Raw genomic sequence first — 18,390 nt, 5'->3', positions numbered from 1 at the left:
TTTTATTCCTTTGTCAAGATTATATATTATATATCAACTAAAAAACCACCTTTATTTAAAAGTGGTTTTTTAGCTGTTTTTATTAGGAAAAAAAAATCGGTCAAACGACCGATTAGATTATAATACAAATTAGCCCACCACTACCATCATTTACAACACGTTTAAGTGCTTCTTGTAATTTACGCTGCACATTTTCAGGCATTTTCTGTAATTTGCCTTGAATGTTTTCATTTACTAAATCATGAAGTGATTTTCCAAAAATATCATAGTTCCACATTAAAGTTGGGTTTTCTTCAAATTTTTCTAATAAATATCTAACTAAATCTTCACATTGTTTTTCTGATCCCATCATAGGAGTAATTTCAGTAGTTATATCAGACCTAATTATGTGTAAAGTTGGTGCACTAGCTTTTAATTTTACTCCAAAGTTTCCTGATTTCTTAAATAATTCAGGTTCTTCTAAACTCATTTCACTTAATGTTGGAGCAACCATTCCATAACCAGTTTCTTTTACATCTAATAAAGCACTTTCAACTTTATCATATTCTCTTTTAGTATCTACATAAACTTTTGTTAAGTTAATAATATCATGTAAACCTGCAACTTCTTCACCAGTTATCTCTTTATAAACTCTGTAAAATAAACTATCTTCTGCAGACATTTTTATATGAGCTATCCCTGTACCCATATCCATATTATCAATTACAACATCATTTACAAAATCATAAGCAGCTAAACATTCAATTGCATTATCAATATCCCTTAATCTTTTAACTTCACTAATTGTGCTATGTACTGCATCCTCAAATTGAGCTCTTAACCAATGCTCATTTTCAAGTTCTTCTATCCATTTTGGTAAACTAATGTTTACTTCCGCAACTGGGAATTCAAAAAGAACTTCTTCCATAACTCTCATTAGCTCTTCTTCTTCCATTTGTGCAATGTTCATTGGTATAACTGGTACATCATAATTCTTTTCTAAACTTTCTGCAAGTTCTAAAGTTTCTTGATCTTCAGGATTAATCGTATTTAATAAAACTATAAATGGTTTGTTTAATTCTTTTAACTCTGATACTACCCTTTGTTCAGAATCAATATAATTTTCTCTTGGAATATCATTAAAACTTCCATCAGCTGTAATTACAAGACCTATAGTAGAATGGTCAGTTATTACTTTTCTTGTACCAATTTCAGCAGCTTCATGAAAGGGTACTGGATCCTCTGCCCATGGAGTTCGTACCATTCTTGGTCCATCAGCTTCTTCATAACCAAGAGCTCCCTCAACTGAATAACCAACACAATCAACTAATCTTACTTTAACATTAATTCCATCTCTAATTTGTAATTGTACAGCTTCATCTGGAACAAATTTAGGTTCAGTTGTCATAATAGTTTTTCCAGCTCCACTTTGTGGTAAAGAGTCAATAGTTCTTTCTTTGTCATATTTATCCTCTATTGCTGGTAATACTATTAAATCCATAAACTTTTTGATAAAGGTTGATTTACCTGTGCGAACAGGTCCTACAGCTGAAACATAGATATTACCACCTGTTCGATTTGCAATGTCCTCAAAAATTGTGTAATTTTCAAAGTCCTCAAGTTCTTCTAGTTTTTCTACTTTATCATAGTTCATTATTAATCTACCCCCTTAGTACATCTTTAACATTAATATTTATATGTCCAAACTCTTTAAATATTACAAAAAAAATATTACAAAAATAAATTAATTTATATTGTACTTAATATATATTTGCTTAAATAAAAAAAAGACCTAAAAAGGTCTTTTTTTTTAATATATTAAAATACTGATTCAACTTCATGCGTTTTTAATCTTGTCATTAAATTAACTACCGCTTTTTCTGGCGTGACACCTTCAAATAATACATTATATACTTCCTTTGAAATAGGTAACTCTACATCATATTTCTTACTTAATTCCATAGTAGCTTTACAGGTTCTAACTCCTTCAACTACCATACCCATTTCGGCTAATATTGTATCTAACTTTTTACCTTGACCTATAGCTATTCCTGCTCTACGATTACGGCTATGCATACTATTACAAGTAACAACTAAATCTCCTATACCAGTTAAACCAGCAAAAGTAAGATCATTTGCACCCATTTTTTTACCAATACGTGCTATTTCCGTTAAACCTCTTGTTATTATTGCTGCCTTTGTATTATCTCCAAAGCCTAATCCATCTGCTATCCCTGTAGCTAAAGCAATTACATTTTTTAAAGCTCCTCCTACTTCTACTCCAATAACATCTAAATTAGTATATACTCTAAACTTTGGTGAAATGAATAAATCTTGAATTTCAGTAGCTACCTCACTTATTCTTGAAGCAACTACAACAGCAGTAGGTAACTCTTTACCTACTTCTTCAGCATGACTAGGTCCTGATAGTAGGGCAATTCTTTCATACATCTCAGGAATTTCTTCTTCAATTACCTCATGTTGTAGCATTAAAGTGCCTGGCTCTATACCTTTAGAAGTATTAATTAAAATGGAATCAGGTTTAATTATATTTTTTAATTGTAAGGCTACTTCTCTAATCCCGTGGGTAGGTATAGACATAACTATATACTTTGCCTTATGAATAACCTTTTCTAAATCAGCTGAACTGTAGATATTATTAGGAATCACGACACCTGGTAAATATTGCTTGTTTTCTTTGTTTTCATTTAGCTCCTGTGCTAGGGAAGACCTCCTAGCCCAAATATTGGTATCATATCCTTTTTTAGCGAGGGTAATAGCTAATGCTGTTCCCCAGCTACCTGAACCTAAAACAGCTACTTTATTCATAATGGTCCTCCTTTCGAAATAGAAATTTTAGAACCTATTTTATTTTCTGTCCTATTAATTAGTTTTTTTATATTTTCAGAATGCTTAAATACAATAGAAATTGATCCAATGATTGCAAATATTACATAAACTAATGGTTTTTGTAAAAAATACATGCCAAAAGGCACAAATATTGCAGCTAAAATTGATGCAAGTGAAACATACCTAGTTATAAATGTTACAACTAACCAAATAATAACTGCAAAAAGTGTTACCTTAGGAGATAAAAAAATTATTACTCCTAAAGCGGTAGCTACACCTTTACCACCTTTAAATTTAAGATAAAGAGGAAACATATGTCCACAAACACTCGCTATTGCCCCTACAATAGCAAATAATTCACCACCTATTTGATAACCATAATATACGGATAAATATCCCTTGAGTGCATCTAAAGTTAATACAAGCAATGCAGGAACAAGCCCAATTACTCGCCAAACATTAGTAAAACCAATGTTTTTACTTCCAAATTTCCTTACATCCTTACCATATAATCTACCTATTATAAGCCCAAAAGGAATTGAACCAAGTAAATAACCAAAAGAAATTATCTTAAGCCATTGCATTGTTTTCCCCTCTTACTCAGACTTTTTTCTAGCAACTAATCTTATAGGGGTTCCTTCAAAACCAAAAGAGTCCCTTATTTTATTTTCTAAATATCTTTTATAGGAGAAATGCATTATTTCAGGTTCATTAACAAAAAGTATAAATGTCGGTGGTTTAATACCTACTTGCGTTGTATAAAGAATTTTTAAACGTTTCCCTTTATCTGAAGGCGGAGGATTTAATTGAGTAGCTTCTGTGATTACCTGGTTTAATGCACTTGTACTTACTCTATTACTTTGTTGTTCTGCTACATAATCTACTATTTCAAGAATTTTGTCAGTCCTTTGTTTTGTAACTGCAGAAACAAATATAATTGGAGCATACTGTAAAAATAATAATTCCTTACGAACTTTCTTTTCAAAATTATGTAAGGTTTTATCATCTTTTTCAATTAGGTCCCATTTGTTAATAACTAAAATACATCCTTTTCCTTGTTCATGAGCATAGCCAATAACCTTTTTGTCTTGTTCAGTTATGCCATCTTTTGCGTCCATAACAAGTAGCACAACATCTGATCTATCTATTGCTCGTAAAGATCTAATAACACTATACCTTTCAGTATTATCGTATATTTTTCCCCTGCGTCTCATTCCTGCTGTATCAATAATCACATATTCTTGAGAATTACGCATAAATTTAGTGTCTATTGCATCTCTTGTTGTACCTGCAACATCGCTAACGATAACTCTTTCTTTACCAAGTATAGTATTAACCAATGATGATTTCCCAACATTTGGTCTACCTGCAACTGCCAACATTATTATATCAGGGTCAATTATTTCTTCATCATTTTTAGGTAATTTCTCTACTACATTATCTAGTAAATCACCTGTATTCATGCCATGAGCAGCTGAAATATAATTAGGTTCTCCTAATCCTAAAGAATAAAACTCATACATCGTTGTTGGATCAGAATAATCTTCAATTTTGTTTACTACTAAAATAACATTTTTTTTAGTCTTTCTTAGCATCAGTGAAATTTCTTGGTCTTCAACTGTAATGCCTGTTCTTCCATCGATAACAAATAAAATAACATCTGCTTCTTCAATTGCTATTTGTGCTTGAATTTTTATTCTTTCTATCATTTTATCATTTTTTCCAGTTTCTATTCCACCTGTATCAATTACTGTAAATATTCTATTTTCCCACTCAGCATCTCTATATAATCTATCTCTGGTTACACCAGGGGTATCTTCAACAATAGCTATTCTTCCCCCTGTTAACCTATTAAACAAAGTAGATTTACCGACATTAGGTCGTCCTACTATTGCCACTAAGGGTTTCAATATCTTTCACTCCTTTAATTACTCCACTAACTTAATATTTGGTTTATTAAACCGCTAGCTGTATTATCTACACACATCAAATTTATATTTAGTTCCCTTTGAACATCTTCTACGGTTAATCCGTCTAAAAAGACATCTTCTTCTTGTTTAAGCATAACTTTTGAGATAACTACATTTGTTCCTTTTGGTAAACCTCTAAGATTTTTAATAAGATCAGTTCCTGTTAAAAGACCTGTTACCGTTACTCTTGGACCAAAAAAACTATTTTCAACAGTTTTTAATTCTAAATCTAGCCCCTTTATTTGAGACATTCTTTCTATTAAAGGTGTTAAGACAAATTGTCCTGATACACCCGTTACAACAACATAACTTTTGGTAGAAACCTCCTTAGGAAATGTTTTTTCCAATTCCATAAATTCATCTAAAAAAATTCTTCCTATCCCAATTCCATTTTCTGTTTGAGGGAACTCTTCATAAACCTCTTTAGATGGAAACATCTTTGAAGCTTTAACATAAAGTTCATCAGCAACAAATACTAAAGAATCTCCAAGTTCTTTTTTAAATTGTTGTTGTTTGTTTTCAATGTAATTAACTAAGTTTTGTGCATAATCCCTAGTTATAAAAGGAAATTTTTCAGGATTTTTAGTGAATTTAGTAATCCCCACTGGAACTACTGCAATAGATTTTACGCTTGGCCATAAGTTTTTTAAATCTGTTAACGTTCTTTCTAAATACTCACCATCATTTATACCAGGACATAAAACAATTTGACAATGAAATTCTATTCCTGCCTCTGCTAAATCCCTTAATTGGTCTATAATTTTATATGCATTTTTATTGTTTAATAAACTAACTCGTAAGTCCGGACTAGTTGTATGTACAGATACATATAATGGACTTAAGTGATACCTTTTAATCCTATCAAAATCTTCGTCTTTTAAATTTGTTAGTGTTACAAAATTACCTTGTAAGACTGAAAGTCGATAATCATCATCTTTGTCATAAAGAGAACTTCTCATTCCCGGAGCCATCTGAGCAACAAAACAAAAAATGCAATTATTTTTACATGTACGCATTTTATCAAAAATTGCTTTTTCAAAGACAACCCCTAAACTTTCATCATAATCTTTTTCTATTTGATAGAGAATTTCTTCTCCGCTTGTTTTTTGAATCACTAAATCTATTTCTTCATCTGCCCACAAAAATTGGAAATCGATTAAATCATTCATTTGTTGATTATTGATTTCTAATATCTTATCTCCTATTTCAAGCTCTAATTCTTCTGCTATTGAATTAGGCAGTACTTCACTTATTATTGCATAACCCATTTATTAACACCACTTTTTTATTTTTTTCTTATCCATTATCTATGATAGTCTTGATATAGTCAAGAAAAAGGCAGGTCTGTCATCTAATCATGTATTATTTTGTACTAGACGATCAATCTCCAGTAACATCTTTGAAATATGTTTAGTCAATATCTTTTTAAAGAATGGCGATTTTCTTAGCTTAATATATTTAGGTGTAAACGGGGAAACATCAACTAACTTTATTTCCTTATCATTTTTTTGACTAATTTTCATTAAGTCTTCTGCTGTTTTTGTTATTATAGAAGGATGTGTTTCGATAGCTAAAGTATAGACTGATCTTTTTTTATTATCCAGACCAATAAAATAAAATTGCCCCTTTGTACTATTTATATCTAAATAATAAGGTAATTGTTCTACTTCTTTAATAGTAGCGTTATTTTTTAGTTTATTTAAATGAATATTTGCAGCTACTAACGAGGCATAATTACCTGATGGGCACAAATAAATTATGTTCATAAACATTACCTACCATACTTATATTTAATAATATTCACTAGATGAGAAAATTTGTAAAATGATATTTGGGTTCCTAATATAACAATCGGTCTTCCAATAGCTATCAAACCTAGTTTTCTCGATAAATATCCACCTATAACCATTAAAAAATTAACATAAGGCATTGGATCAATAAATATAATTTCCTCATTTGGGATATTTAAAATACTAGCTAAACTTCTAATTATTTTTTCATAGCTTTCACCTAAATTTTGCTTACCAGTAATATATACTTGATTACCAAACTCATCATGACCCATAAATCTAAGATATCCATGATCTTCATTGATTTGATTGTCATAATAAGGTAATGCGAGAAGTTCATTTGCAGTAGGAATTTTATTCTCTTTTAATATACCTACATGGATACTTGCAGAAGTTACAGATGAGTGAGAACCTCCAAAGCAATGATATATAATATACAATTATCCTCACTCCTAGTGCTTTACAATAATAAATACACCATTTTCTAAATCATGTACCATACCTTTTAAAACTTTACTTAAGAGCAAACTCGTATGCTCTGCTTCATTTTCATCATTAACAAAAAATGTGGGTACATTACCATTTACTTTATCTTTATCAAGGGTAATAATAGCTAAAATTTGTTCTGTTAATGCTACTTCCAACTATATCATCCTTTCATTTTCTTAATCGGAGGCTTTTCTCCCTATTTCATTTGAAAGAGGTTTTTGTTTAGAACTCTCTAATACCGGTGTTTTGTAAATAGCACTAATTAGACATTCTAAATCTTTTTCATTTGGGACAACAAACAAACCAAGCTTCCCTGTATCAATATCTTTTCTAATAGAAGGCGTAAAATCCGGCTCTCCTATTTCTACTTTACTACCTAGCAAAGTAGAAACATTATGCAAAATTGCTTGTCTTTGCCCGATATTATTTAATGTTAGTCTTGCATTATCATCCTTAGGATGAATAGTTACGCCTATTGCATCTTGCATAATTTTATCTTTTGATGACTTTAAACCTACATTCATAATTACAATGTCATCTACCATTAATATGGAGTTTTTAAAACTTACCTTTGCAGGACTAATTTCAGCTATATCCTCAATATATGTGCCTTTCATAAGCATTCTCGCTATTAATAATGAAATAATCCCTGCCATTGTTCCCCCTACTAAACCAAACTTAATTGCACATCCTGTTGTAAATAACGAAGAAAGCATAACTAAATAATTTCTAGATTCAAACACCTTAGCAATACCTTCTATGTAATCGCTTCCTCTCCGCACCAGTAGAGTTTCTTCAAGTTTAGCAAGGGTTTGCCTTTCCATATTACGAATATCTCTAAATTGCTGAGCAGCTAATACTAAAAAAGTAACAGCAGTATATTCACGTTGTAATAAAGCCGGAATTGCCATTGCAGCTAAGGTTGCAGCAATAAGACCTAAGGATAAATGAGTAACATACTCATGGGGATATGAAGGATAATTTCTATAATCAGACCTTAAAAGAATTACTCTAGCAAGAAATCCAATAAATATTCCAAGCGTAATAGCTTCATTTACTCTGTCCATAAATATCAAACCTCTTTTTTAATCTAGTTATAATTATAATCCCCAGTATTCACCTTAGATATGCAGAAAGGTTCTAGTATTATCTAGAACCCCTGATTTCTCCTTGCATATTCATCTACTGAAATGCCCCTTAATTCTAACCATTCCTTTGAAAATCCAGTTATTAATGCAGGAATGTTTTGTAATTCTGGGATGTTTTTAGCACCACAAAGTATCATTAACTTCTTCAATTGTTTTTTCATTTCTTGTAAAAATACAATTACTTCTTTTTCTCTGTTTATATAAACATCTTTTAAAATAGGTTCAGCTATCCCAACTCCCTTAGCCCCCAAAGTTAACGATTTTACCATATCTAAAGTAGACCTAATGCCTCCAGATGCAAAAAGGTTTATATTTTTAGAAACGCTTAATGCTTCTACCAAAGATATAGCAGTAGGTATTCCCCAATTAATTATATCATCTTTAGGATTTTTACTTCTTTTAACTTCAATAGAGGCAAAGTTGGTACCACCAGCACCCCCGATATCAAAATAGTTAATATTGTATTGGGTTAATTTTTGAATAGTTTCTTTAGATAAACCAAAACCTACTTCTTTAATGATAATAGGAACATTGGATTTTTCTTTAATCTTTAATATATTTTCTTCTAGCTTTTCAAATTCACGGTCGCCTTCATCCATAGCAAGTTCCTGTGCAACATTTAAATGAAGTTGAATTGCGTTAGCCTCAATCATTTCTATTGCTTCTAGAGCTATCTTTACATCTACTAAGGCGCTAACATTAGCGAGAATTAGACCATCTGGATTTGTTTTGCGCACAACTTCATATGTATGACGAGTCCTTCTATCTAAAACACCTGAAGTTTGTGATCCAACCGCTAATACAACATTACATGTTCTTGCTATATTAGCTAATTTTTTATTAATTATATCTAATCCATCAGCTCCACCAGTCATGGCATTAATAATCAAAGGAAAATCAATTTTCTTTTTAAATATTTCTATACTACAATTAACATCATTAAAATTAGTATTTGCGAGTGCTTGATGTATAAGATATATATCATCAAATCCCGTTTTCAAAGGACCTTTATCAGCTTGTAACGATAATTTTAAATGATCCCATTTTCGTTGTTGTCTAATATCCATATTATCACCTATAAATAAGACGTAGCCAAAAAGCTACGTCTTATAATTATTTTAATTCTTTTAATATATTTCCTATCGCATCACCTATAGTACATCCAGATGGTACTTCTTCTATTTCTACTTGTTTTACAACTTCTTTTTTAGTAGCTTCAGGTTTTTTAATTTCAGGTTTATCTAATACATCTTTTATACTAAGGCTCATTCTTTTATTTTCTTGATCAAATTCTAATACCTTTGCTTCTACTTCTTGACCAACTTTAACTGCGTCCTCTGGTTTATCGATTCTATCCCAAGACATTTGAGAAATATGTACTAAACCGTCAATTCCAGGCTCAACCTCTACAAAAGCACCAAAAGAAGCAGTTCTTACAACCTTACCTTTAACGATAGTTCCTTCAGAATATTTAGATGCTGCATTTTCCCATGGATTTGGTAATAACTTTTTAAGTGATAAAGAAACCTTTTTCTTATCCTTATCTACTGATAAAACATATACCTCTATTTCATCCTTTTCGGAAACTACTGCACTAGGATTTTCAACTCTTCCTAATCCCATTTCAGAAACGTGAAGTAAACCATCAACTCCACCTATATCTATAAATGCTCCAAAATTAGTAATTCTTCTAACTATTCCTTTTTTAATTTGACCTTCCGAAAGCTCTTCCCATGTCTTTTTAGCAACCTCTTCTAATTCTTCTTCTATAACTACTTTACGGGATAAAACAGCTTTTTTAGCTTCTTGATCAAATTCAATAACCTTCATACGTAATTTTTGTCCAATATATTGATTTAAATCTTCAACATAAGCAACATCAATTAATGAAGCTGGTAAAAATCCTCTCATGCCAACATCAACTAAAAGTCCACCTTTAACAACTTCAAGTACTTCAGCTTCGATAATTTCACTAGTATCAAAAGATTTTTGTAATACTTCTATTGCAACTAATTGGTCTGCTCTACGTTTTGATAAAACAACATTACCATCATTATTTTCTTCTTTTATAACAAATAGCTTTATTTGATCTCCAACATTTACATATTTATTAGGGTCTTCTACCTTTGCATATGATAATTCACTAACAGGTATAATTCCTTCTGACTTACCACCTATATCAACTAATACTTCGTCATTGTTTATTTTAACGATAGTTCCAGTTAAAATACTTCCATACTCCAAACCTTTTAAATTATCCATACTTTCAGCTAAATCTTTCATTTCCATATTATCACCGCCATCTACTTTAGATCCTAAATTTTCATTTTTTATTTCTTCCATTTTTTTAATAACCTCCTTAATAATCCAATCTGGTGTGGATGCACCTGCCGTTAATCCTACATTTTTTATACCACAAAGCCATTTAGACTGCAAACTATCAGCATTTTCTATAAGCTTTGTTATGCATCCAGTTTCATTACATAATTGTGCTAACTTTTGTGTGTTAGCGCTATTTAACCCACCCACAACAATCATTAAGTCTACTTGATTAGCCAACTGTATAGCAGCTTCCTGACGTTTTCTGGTTGCCGAGCATATGGTGTTAAATACTATGACTTCTTTATATTTATTTTTAAGGTAATCCTCTACCTTAATAAACAAATCAATATTTTGAGTAGTTTGAGAAACTAAACAAAGTTTTTGATCTTTAAAATCATATTTCTTTAGTTCTTCTAAATCAGCAAATACAATTCCTTTATCATTACTCCATCCTAAAATACCAATTACCTCTGGATGACTTTTATTCCCTAATATAAGAATAGTGTAGCCTTTTTTTCCATAATCATGTGCAATATTTTGTACTTTTGATACAAATGGACAAGTACAGTCAATTATATCTACATTATGTATACTCAAGTCTTTGAAAATTACTGGAGATACTCCATGAGCTCTAATTAAAATAGCCTTTTCATTTATATCATCTAAGTTTTCTCTTGGTATAATTCCTAAATTAGTTAATCTATTAACTTCAGGTGGATTATGTATTAAAGGTCCCCAACTAGCTATATTATTATCATAATTAGGCAAGTTTTTTTCGGCCATTTCTACTGCATTTTTAACTCCAAAACAAAAACCTGCATGCTGAGCTTTAAATATTTTCAATTTATATCGCCCCTAAATATATCATAAAAAAACTTTCAATGTTATATTTTTAGTAACATTAAGTTTTTATTCATTAAATAAGCTTTTAACTTCATCTTCTAATCTTTTAGTTAATAGTTCAATTTGAGAACTTGGTACTTTTTGATTATGATATTCATTTACTTCGATTGGATCACCAATCACAATTCTTATTTTAGTTTTAAATCCCTTTTTTAGTATATCACTTGTACCTATCAAGGCAACAGGGATAATAGGGGCATTACCTTTAACTGCTATTAGTGAAGTTCCTGGTAAAAAATCTCCTATATTTTTATTTAAACTCCTTGTGCCTTCAGGAAAAATACAAAGAGCTTCACCATTATTCAAATATTTAATAGATTGCCTTATAGCATTACGGTCAGCTTGCCCTCTTTTTATAGGGATTGCACCTATTCTTTTCATTATAAATCCTAAAAAAAATATTTTAAATAATTCTTCTTTTGCTATAAAATGTACTTTTCTAGTTAAATAAACTCCTAGTATCACTGGGTCCCATAAACTAACATGATTAGAAGCAAAAACAATTTGACCCTGCTGTGGTATTTTTTCTTTATTTACAAAATCTAGCTTAACAAGAAATAATAGCATAAATCTTAATATATATTTTACAAAATTATAAAACATTTATGTCGTCCTCTTTAATGTAATTAATAATAGATCCTATTACCTGTTCTAGATTAATTTTACTACTATCTATTATAATTGCATCACTTGCAGGTTTTAAGGGACTATATTCTCTTTGGGTATCCATATTATCACGTGTTTTAATTTCTACAATTAATTTTTCTAAATCAATTTTATAACCCTTTGCTTCAAGTTCTTTTGCCCTTCTTTTTGCTCTTTCTTCTAAGGAAGCAGTTAAATAAAATTTATATTTAGCATTAGGTAAAACTACAGTGCCTATATCCCTACCGTCCATAACTACATTATTATTTTGAGCAATTTCTCTTTGACGTAAAACCATTATATTTCTTACTTCTAATATGGCAGCTATAATAGATACCTTTTGGTTTACTTCGGGAGACCTTATTAAATCCGTAACATCCTGATCATTACAAAAAACTTTTTGCGTGCCTGTTTCTTGATCTAAACCAAAATTAATTTCAATTGATGTAAGTAATTTGATAATGGAATCAATATCAGAAAAATCAACTTTCTCTTTTATAGCAGAATAGGTTAAAGTGCGATACATTGCACCTGTATCGATATATACATAACCCAATCTTTGAGCTAGTATTTTAGAAACTGAACTTTTTCCTGCTCCTGCTGGACCATCAATTGTTACTTGTATCTTTTCCAAAAAAACCATTCCTTACATAATTTTTATATATTTTATTTGATATGTATAAATTAATAAGTTAATACTTAAATAATTCCTCTCAAAATAAAATTATAGCACTAACAAATTTTTTTGCTAGTGCAGATTTTTAATAATTAGACAATGCTACTCCAATTATTAACTAAATATGGCCACATTGACTTTAATTGCTTGATGTTTAAAATTATTAATGCTTCTTGATTTAGCTTTGATAATTCATCTAAAGGGTAATAAGCAGTTTGATAATCATTTTCAGTTTTAATTATAACATTCCAATTTGTTTGTTCAGTATAATTTATTTTAAAAGCGCTTATTTTTTCGCAAAAATCAGTATCTTTAATTATGACACTTGTTAAATTACAAAAGGATATTAATTCTTCTACTTCATATTTTGGCATATTTGATAACTCACCTATAATGGGCAAGTAAAAGGGCATTTTTTTAATAATACTGTTAACTTCTTCAGCATTTTTTTTGATTAATTTCAAATACAAGTCCTTGAACTGGATAATTTATAATATTATTTATATCTTCTGCTTTAATATCTTTTAAAAGTATTCTCATTATATATTAACCGCCTATCATGCAATAGTTCTATGAGCTAGACCAATAGATACCTCGTCTAAATGCAATAATCCAATACCTAAAAAAACTGCCACACTTATGTGATCATTTTGTCTAGCGATCCCAAGTTTACCGCCTACATTTAAACCAATTGCTTTGGGCATTATTTGGGATAATGCTTCTCTAGTAGCACCAGCTACAGCACCTTCTTCAGAGTGTATTTCTCTAATAACACCTTCCCTTTTGGCTGCAACAACAGATCTTTCAACAATTTTTTTTACTGTTGCTAAATACTCTCCACCACAATCTACGGCAACAGTTTTTATTCCTTGTTCACTAAAAAGTTTCTTTTCATTTTGCTCTTCTTCACGTGTTTCAGTTAAAGCCATTTTTATAGCTACAGCTGCTATTCTTTTACTGCCATAGATCATTTTTTCACTCCTTGCTATGTAAAACTCTATTAAGCATAGTAATTATATTCTATAATGCTATTTTTTTCAAGTTTTTTAGTAAACTCTAATTGTTTTTTGCATACCTTTTTGCACATTTATAGTGTTATTTTTTAACTTTAAATCAGCAGAAGCTAATAGTTCAAATTTAATATTTAAATCGTAGGATGTATTATCAATAGTAATTTTATCTCCTGGTTTTACCTTTAATTTTACATTTGGGTAAGTAAAATCGTTTACTAGTTCACCATTTTGAAATAAATTTACCTTTGGTAAACTCGGGATATAAGGGGTGATAATCATAATTTCGAGCGTATTTTTCCGAGAATCTATAAATCCTACGGATTTAATATTTTGATTACTTATTACTTTCGATCCTTCTAAGCGTAAAGTTTTGCTAGCTTTTTGGTTATAAGCTGAATCTATCATTATAAACTGAGCAATAAATGTGGATATAACTAACAAGAGGCAAAATATGATAAATATTTTCTCTCCCTTTTGTGAATTTTTAGAAGTATTTTTTTGCATAAAGACCTCTTTTTTATATGAATTTCTATTTATATACTGTGATTATTTCTTAGAATTATTCATAAATAGAAATATTTTCTCCTGCTAAATATCCTGTCGAAAAGGCTGCTTGCAAATTATATCCTCCAGTATATCCATCAATATCTATTATTTCTCCACAAAAGAATAATCCATTAATTTTTTTAGATTCCATGGTATGTGGATTTATTTCTTTGACATTAACGCCACCTTTAGTAACAATAGCCTCACTGATAGGTCTAGTACCTGTCGCAGTTAACTTCAAATTTTTAATTACATAATTTAAATTTTGTCTTTCTTCTTTTGTAATTAAGTTTATTTTTTTATAGGGGTCTATCTTAGCAAGCATTATAACTATTGGAATTAATCTTTGTGGTAATAAATCATTAAGTCCATTTCTGAAATCCTTATTACAATATTTCTCAAAATCCCTTTGTAATCTCAAATCTAATTTTTCTATACTTAAAGCAGGTTTTAAGTCGATAGACATATTTAACGGTTTTGAGTTTTTTTCCCAGTATAAAACAGCCTTACGACTTATAGATAATACTACAGGCCCAGAGACACCATAATGTGTAAAGATCATTTCTCCAAAGTCTTGGGCAATTTTTTTACCGTTTCTATCATTTAAAGAGATCGTAATATTTTTTAAACTTAAGCCCTGTAAATCTTCTATCCAACTTTCTTTAGTTATAAGAGGTATCAAAGAAGGTTTTGGAGTAACGATTTTGTGACCTAGCTTTTCACTCCATAAATAGCCATCTCCAGTCGAACCTGTTCCAGGATATGATAGTCCACCTGTCGCGATAATAACTTGAGGTGCTTTAATTTTTTCTCCACCTTCTAAGTGAACAATTTTAGCTCCACCATTTTCACTAATAATTTCTTCTACCTTGCTATTTTTAATTACCTTTACTTTTCCTAGCTGTAAATATTTTTCTAAAGCTTTAACTATATCTTTTGCTTTATCAGACACAGGAAAAACTCTTCCACCTCTTTCTGTTTTCAGTTTTACACCTAAATTAGTAAAAAAATTCATTACATCTAAATTTGTAAAAGTATAAAGTGGACTATATAAAAACCTTCCATTTCCTGGGAAATTACTTATTATATCTTCTATATCTGTATCATTGGTTACATTACAACGTCCTTTTCCGGTTATTAATAACTTTTTTCCTAATATACTATTTTTTTCAATGAGAATTACCTTAGCACCACGCTCCGCTGCTCTGCCAGCAGCCATCATTCCACCAGCCCCTGCTCCTATTACAATAACATCTACTTTTTCTGACATAGTAACTCCTTTCACAAATATATTTTATAATTCACTATTTTATAAAAAATAAGGGCTCTTTACGAGCCCTTATTTTGCTTTATATGACATATCAAGAAGTTGAATGATATGATATATCGGTAATTCTAGTTCAAAGCGGTTCATACCATCAGTAATCTGCATCATACATGCAGGACATGCCGTTATTACTGCTTCTGCTTTAGTATCTTTAATAGAATCTACTTTATGTTTATGAATATTCATCGATAATTCATAATGAGATAAAGTAAAGGATCCTGCGCCACCGCAACAGCGATCAGCATTTTTCATTTCGATAAAATCTATTCCAGGTATTGATTTAATTATTTCACGTGGTGGATTTTTAACTCCCATTCCTCTATTTAAATGACATGGATCATGATATGTTACCTTCATATCTACTTTTCCTAGTTTTGATTTATCTATATCAATTTCTGTCATTAAAAAGTCTGAGATATCTATAACTTTAGCGGCTATCTTCTTAGCCTTTTCGTAATATTCTGGCTCTGCTTCTAATAAGTCCAGATAATTTTTGTTAAAAGTCATTCCACATGATCCACATCCTGTAATTATTTTATCAACATCTAGAGCACTAAAAATATCAATGTGTGATTTAGCCATTTTTGTTGCAGTTTCTGCATCTCCACTGGTTAAAATAGGAGTACCACAACAATGTTGATTTTTAGGAATAATTACTTCAATGTTGTTTTTTAACAAAACATTTACTAAAGCTTCGCCAACATCTATATAAGCATAATTCATAGTACAACCTGTAAAAAATGCAACTTTTTTTACAGGATTTTTTACTTTATTTACTTCAGGTAGTTTGTCTCTAAGTGGTGTAGTTGCAAGGTTTGGAATTATCCTTCTAAGATCTAAACCAAATGGGAATCTTGGATGAGCTCCACTTAAAGTCTTATGTTTTTTAAAAACTATGCCTTGAAAGAAGCCTCCCGCTTTTGCACCAACATTTAATAATTTTTGATTTTCTAAGCCTTTAAAAATAAGTTTTTTAATAGGTGAAATGCCTTTTCTACGAGCAATTTCTGCTCTCGCACCTAAAATAATTTTATCAACTTGAACGCCACAAGGACAATTAACCGAACATGCTTTACAAGTTAAACATAAATCTAACTTTTTAGCATACTCTTCATTTACCTCTAATTTATTATCTAAAAGTGTCTCTACTAGTTTTATTTTTCCCCGTGCCACTGTGCCTTCTATACGTTCTTCTAGGTATATAGGACAAACTGCTTGACAATTACCACATTTCATGCATTTAGCAATTTCATCTTTTACAGCTTCTAGGGAAGTATACAATGCCATTTTTATTTCCCCCTATACAAATTTTCCTGGGTTAAGAATGCCGTTAGGGTCTAATGCCTTTTTTATTTTGCGCATTACTTCTACACCCTCTTTACCATACTCCCATTCCATATATTTAGCCTTTGCAAGACCAATTCCATGTTCACCACTTAAGGTTCCACCTAAACTAATAGCAACTTTGAAAATTTCATCTACAGCCAGATGAACTCTTTTCATTTCTTCTTTATCAGATGCGTCAGTTAAAATTGTTGGATGCAAATTACCATCTCCTGCATGTCCAAAAGTACCAATTTGCAAATCATATTTCTTAGCTATTTCTTTTAGTGCTTTTAACATTTTAGGAATTTCACTTCTTGGAACTGTTGCATCTTCTAAAACAGTTGTTGGCTTTACTTGAGCTAGAGCTGGTAAAGCAGCACGTCTTGCCGCCCAAACTTTTTCACGTTCTTCATCAGTTTTTGCTATAGTAAAATCAATAGCTCCATTTTTCTTACAAATTGTCTCTACAATTTCAGCCTCTTTTAAAACTACCTCTTTAATACCATCTACTTCTAAAAGTAAAACTGCCTCAGCATCAACAGGTAAACCTACTTTTGAGTAATTTTCTACCGTTCTAATAGTTACATTATCCATTATTTCCATTGTAGCAGGAATAACTTTATTTTTTATAATATCTGCAATAGTATCTCCGGCTTTATCAATATCATCAAATACAGCTAACATTCCTCTTCTAAATTCAGGTGCTGGTATTAGTTTAACTATTATTTTAGTGATAATTCCTAATGTTCCTTCAGCTCCTGTAAATAGTTTAGTTAAATCATATCCCGTAACATTTTTAACTGTCTGTCCACCCGTTTTTATTAAATCCCCATTAGGCATTACTATTTCTAAGCCCATTATATAGTCCTTAGTTACTCCATATTTAAGTCCTCTAAGACCACCGGAACACTCACTTACTGATCCGCCCATTGTAGCTGTATTAACAGTCCCAGGATCTGGCGGATAGATTAAACCATATGGTTCGATGGCTTCATTTAACCTTTGTATAACTAACCCTGGCTCTACTGTAGCAGTTAAATTCTCTGCATCAATTTTTACTATTTTATTAAGCTTTAAAGTTGATAAAACAATACCACCTTTTACTGGAATTGTATCACCACAAAGATTTGTCCCTGATCCCCTTGTATAGATAGGTATATTATTCTGATCAGCTAACTTTACTATTTCTATTATTTGTTCTTTACTATCAGGAATAACAACAACATCGGGTTTTTGAATTGGCATATCAGCAGTTGCATCATAAGAATAAGAAACTAAATCTACATCCGAAGTTAATACACTGTTTTTACCCAAAATTTTTACTAATTTATTTAAAATTTCTTTAGTAATCATACTAAACCCCCTAGGCTTTTAAAATCTATTTTTAATATAAATATAGAGGAGAA

Annotated in this window: 19 protein-coding genes; all 19 read right to left on the bottom strand. The window is 30.6% G+C overall.

Annotation, left to right across the window (positions count from 1 at the left end; genetic code table 11):
* Positions 1–112: 112 nt before the first annotated feature.
* Positions 113–1,633: a stage IV sporulation protein A gene (spoIVA, locus tag B8965_RS09880; RefSeq protein WP_084054032.1), complete on the bottom strand. Its 1,521-nt coding sequence runs from the start codon at positions 1,631–1,633 to the stop codon at positions 113–115.
* A 164-nt stretch (positions 1,634–1,797) separates the two neighbouring features.
* A complete protein-coding gene (locus B8965_RS09875) occupies positions 1,798–2,808 on the bottom strand; it encodes an NAD(P)H-dependent glycerol-3-phosphate dehydrogenase (RefSeq protein WP_084054031.1) in 1,011 nt (336 codons plus the stop codon).
* Positions 2,805–3,413, bottom strand: a complete 609-nt coding sequence (gene plsY / locus B8965_RS09870; protein ID WP_084054030.1) for a glycerol-3-phosphate 1-O-acyltransferase PlsY — start codon at positions 3,411–3,413, stop codon at positions 2,805–2,807. The genes B8965_RS09875 and plsY overlap by 4 nt, the downstream gene beginning before the upstream one ends.
* Positions 3,414–3,425: 12 nt before the next feature.
* Complete coding sequence (der, locus tag B8965_RS09865) at positions 3,426–4,742, bottom strand: ribosome biogenesis GTPase Der (RefSeq protein WP_084054029.1); 1,317 nt, start codon at positions 4,740–4,742, stop codon at positions 3,426–3,428.
* Positions 4,743–4,765: 23 nt separating this feature from the next.
* The gene (locus B8965_RS09860; RefSeq protein ID WP_084054028.1) at positions 4,766–6,067 is read right to left on the bottom strand and encodes a DUF512 domain-containing protein; all 1,302 of its coding nucleotides are present in this window, start codon (positions 6,065–6,067) and stop codon (positions 4,766–4,768) included.
* Between the two features lie 87 nt (positions 6,068–6,154).
* A complete protein-coding gene (locus B8965_RS09855; protein WP_159446325.1) occupies positions 6,155–6,565 on the bottom strand; it encodes a DUF3189 family protein in 411 nt (136 codons plus the stop codon).
* A 5-nt stretch (positions 6,566–6,570) separates the two neighbouring features.
* Positions 6,571–7,029, bottom strand: coding sequence for a DUF3189 family protein (locus B8965_RS09850; RefSeq protein ID WP_084054026.1), 459 nt, complete (start codon positions 7,027–7,029; stop codon positions 6,571–6,573).
* A 12-nt stretch (positions 7,030–7,041) separates the two neighbouring features.
* On the bottom strand, positions 7,042–7,233 hold the full coding sequence (locus B8965_RS09845) for a capping complex subunit for YIEGIA (protein WP_084054025.1): 192 nt from the start codon (positions 7,231–7,233) through the stop codon (positions 7,042–7,044).
* Positions 7,234–7,254: 21 nt separating this feature from the next.
* Positions 7,255–8,145: a YIEGIA family protein gene (locus B8965_RS09840; protein WP_084054024.1), complete on the bottom strand. Its 891-nt coding sequence runs from the start codon at positions 8,143–8,145 to the stop codon at positions 7,255–7,257.
* Positions 8,146–8,228: 83 nt separating this feature from the next.
* A complete protein-coding gene (gene fni / locus B8965_RS09835; RefSeq protein ID WP_084054023.1) occupies positions 8,229–9,293 on the bottom strand; it encodes a type 2 isopentenyl-diphosphate Delta-isomerase in 1,065 nt (354 codons plus the stop codon).
* A gap of 46 nt (positions 9,294–9,339) precedes the next feature.
* On the bottom strand, positions 9,340–11,391 hold the full coding sequence (locus B8965_RS09830; RefSeq protein WP_084054022.1) for a bifunctional 4-hydroxy-3-methylbut-2-enyl diphosphate reductase/30S ribosomal protein S1: 2,052 nt from the start codon (positions 11,389–11,391) through the stop codon (positions 9,340–9,342).
* Between the two features lie 66 nt (positions 11,392–11,457).
* Positions 11,458–12,054: a lysophospholipid acyltransferase family protein gene (locus B8965_RS09825; protein ID WP_084054021.1), complete on the bottom strand. Its 597-nt coding sequence runs from the start codon at positions 12,052–12,054 to the stop codon at positions 11,458–11,460.
* A complete protein-coding gene (gene cmk / locus B8965_RS09820) occupies positions 12,044–12,730 on the bottom strand; it encodes a (d)CMP kinase (RefSeq protein ID WP_423237172.1) in 687 nt (228 codons plus the stop codon). The genes B8965_RS09825 and cmk overlap by 11 nt, the downstream gene beginning before the upstream one ends.
* 134 nt (positions 12,731–12,864) lie before the next feature.
* Positions 12,865–13,236: a hypothetical protein gene (locus tag B8965_RS09815; RefSeq protein WP_084054019.1), complete on the bottom strand. Its 372-nt coding sequence runs from the start codon at positions 13,234–13,236 to the stop codon at positions 12,865–12,867.
* Between the two features lie 93 nt (positions 13,237–13,329).
* The gene (locus tag B8965_RS09810; protein ID WP_084054018.1) at positions 13,330–13,743 is read right to left on the bottom strand and encodes a HutP family protein; all 414 of its coding nucleotides are present in this window, start codon (positions 13,741–13,743) and stop codon (positions 13,330–13,332) included.
* A 75-nt stretch (positions 13,744–13,818) separates the two neighbouring features.
* A complete protein-coding gene (locus tag B8965_RS09805; RefSeq protein WP_207651169.1) occupies positions 13,819–14,226 on the bottom strand; it encodes a hypothetical protein in 408 nt (135 codons plus the stop codon).
* Positions 14,227–14,344: 118 nt separating this feature from the next.
* Positions 14,345–15,601 carry a BaiN/RdsA family NAD(P)/FAD-dependent oxidoreductase gene (locus B8965_RS09800; RefSeq protein ID WP_084054016.1) on the bottom strand — a complete coding sequence of 419 codons (1,257 nt, stop codon included), beginning with the start codon at positions 15,599–15,601 and terminating at the stop codon, positions 14,345–14,347.
* A gap of 69 nt (positions 15,602–15,670) precedes the next feature.
* Positions 15,671–16,945, bottom strand: a complete 1,275-nt coding sequence (locus B8965_RS09795; RefSeq protein WP_084054015.1) for a (Fe-S)-binding protein — start codon at positions 16,943–16,945, stop codon at positions 15,671–15,673.
* Between the two features lie 12 nt (positions 16,946–16,957).
* Positions 16,958–18,337: an FAD-binding oxidoreductase gene (locus tag B8965_RS09790; protein ID WP_084054014.1), complete on the bottom strand. Its 1,380-nt coding sequence runs from the start codon at positions 18,335–18,337 to the stop codon at positions 16,958–16,960.
* Between the last annotated feature and the right edge of the window lie 53 nt (positions 18,338–18,390).

The sequence above is a fragment of the Desulfonispora thiosulfatigenes DSM 11270 genome (assembly GCF_900176035.1).
GTDB classification, from domain to species: Bacteria; Bacillota; Peptococcia; order Peptococcales; family Desulfonisporaceae; genus Desulfonispora; species Desulfonispora thiosulfatigenes.
The sequence above is the reverse complement of the archived record's forward strand: the minus strand, read 5'-3'. Positions and strand labels throughout refer to the sequence as shown.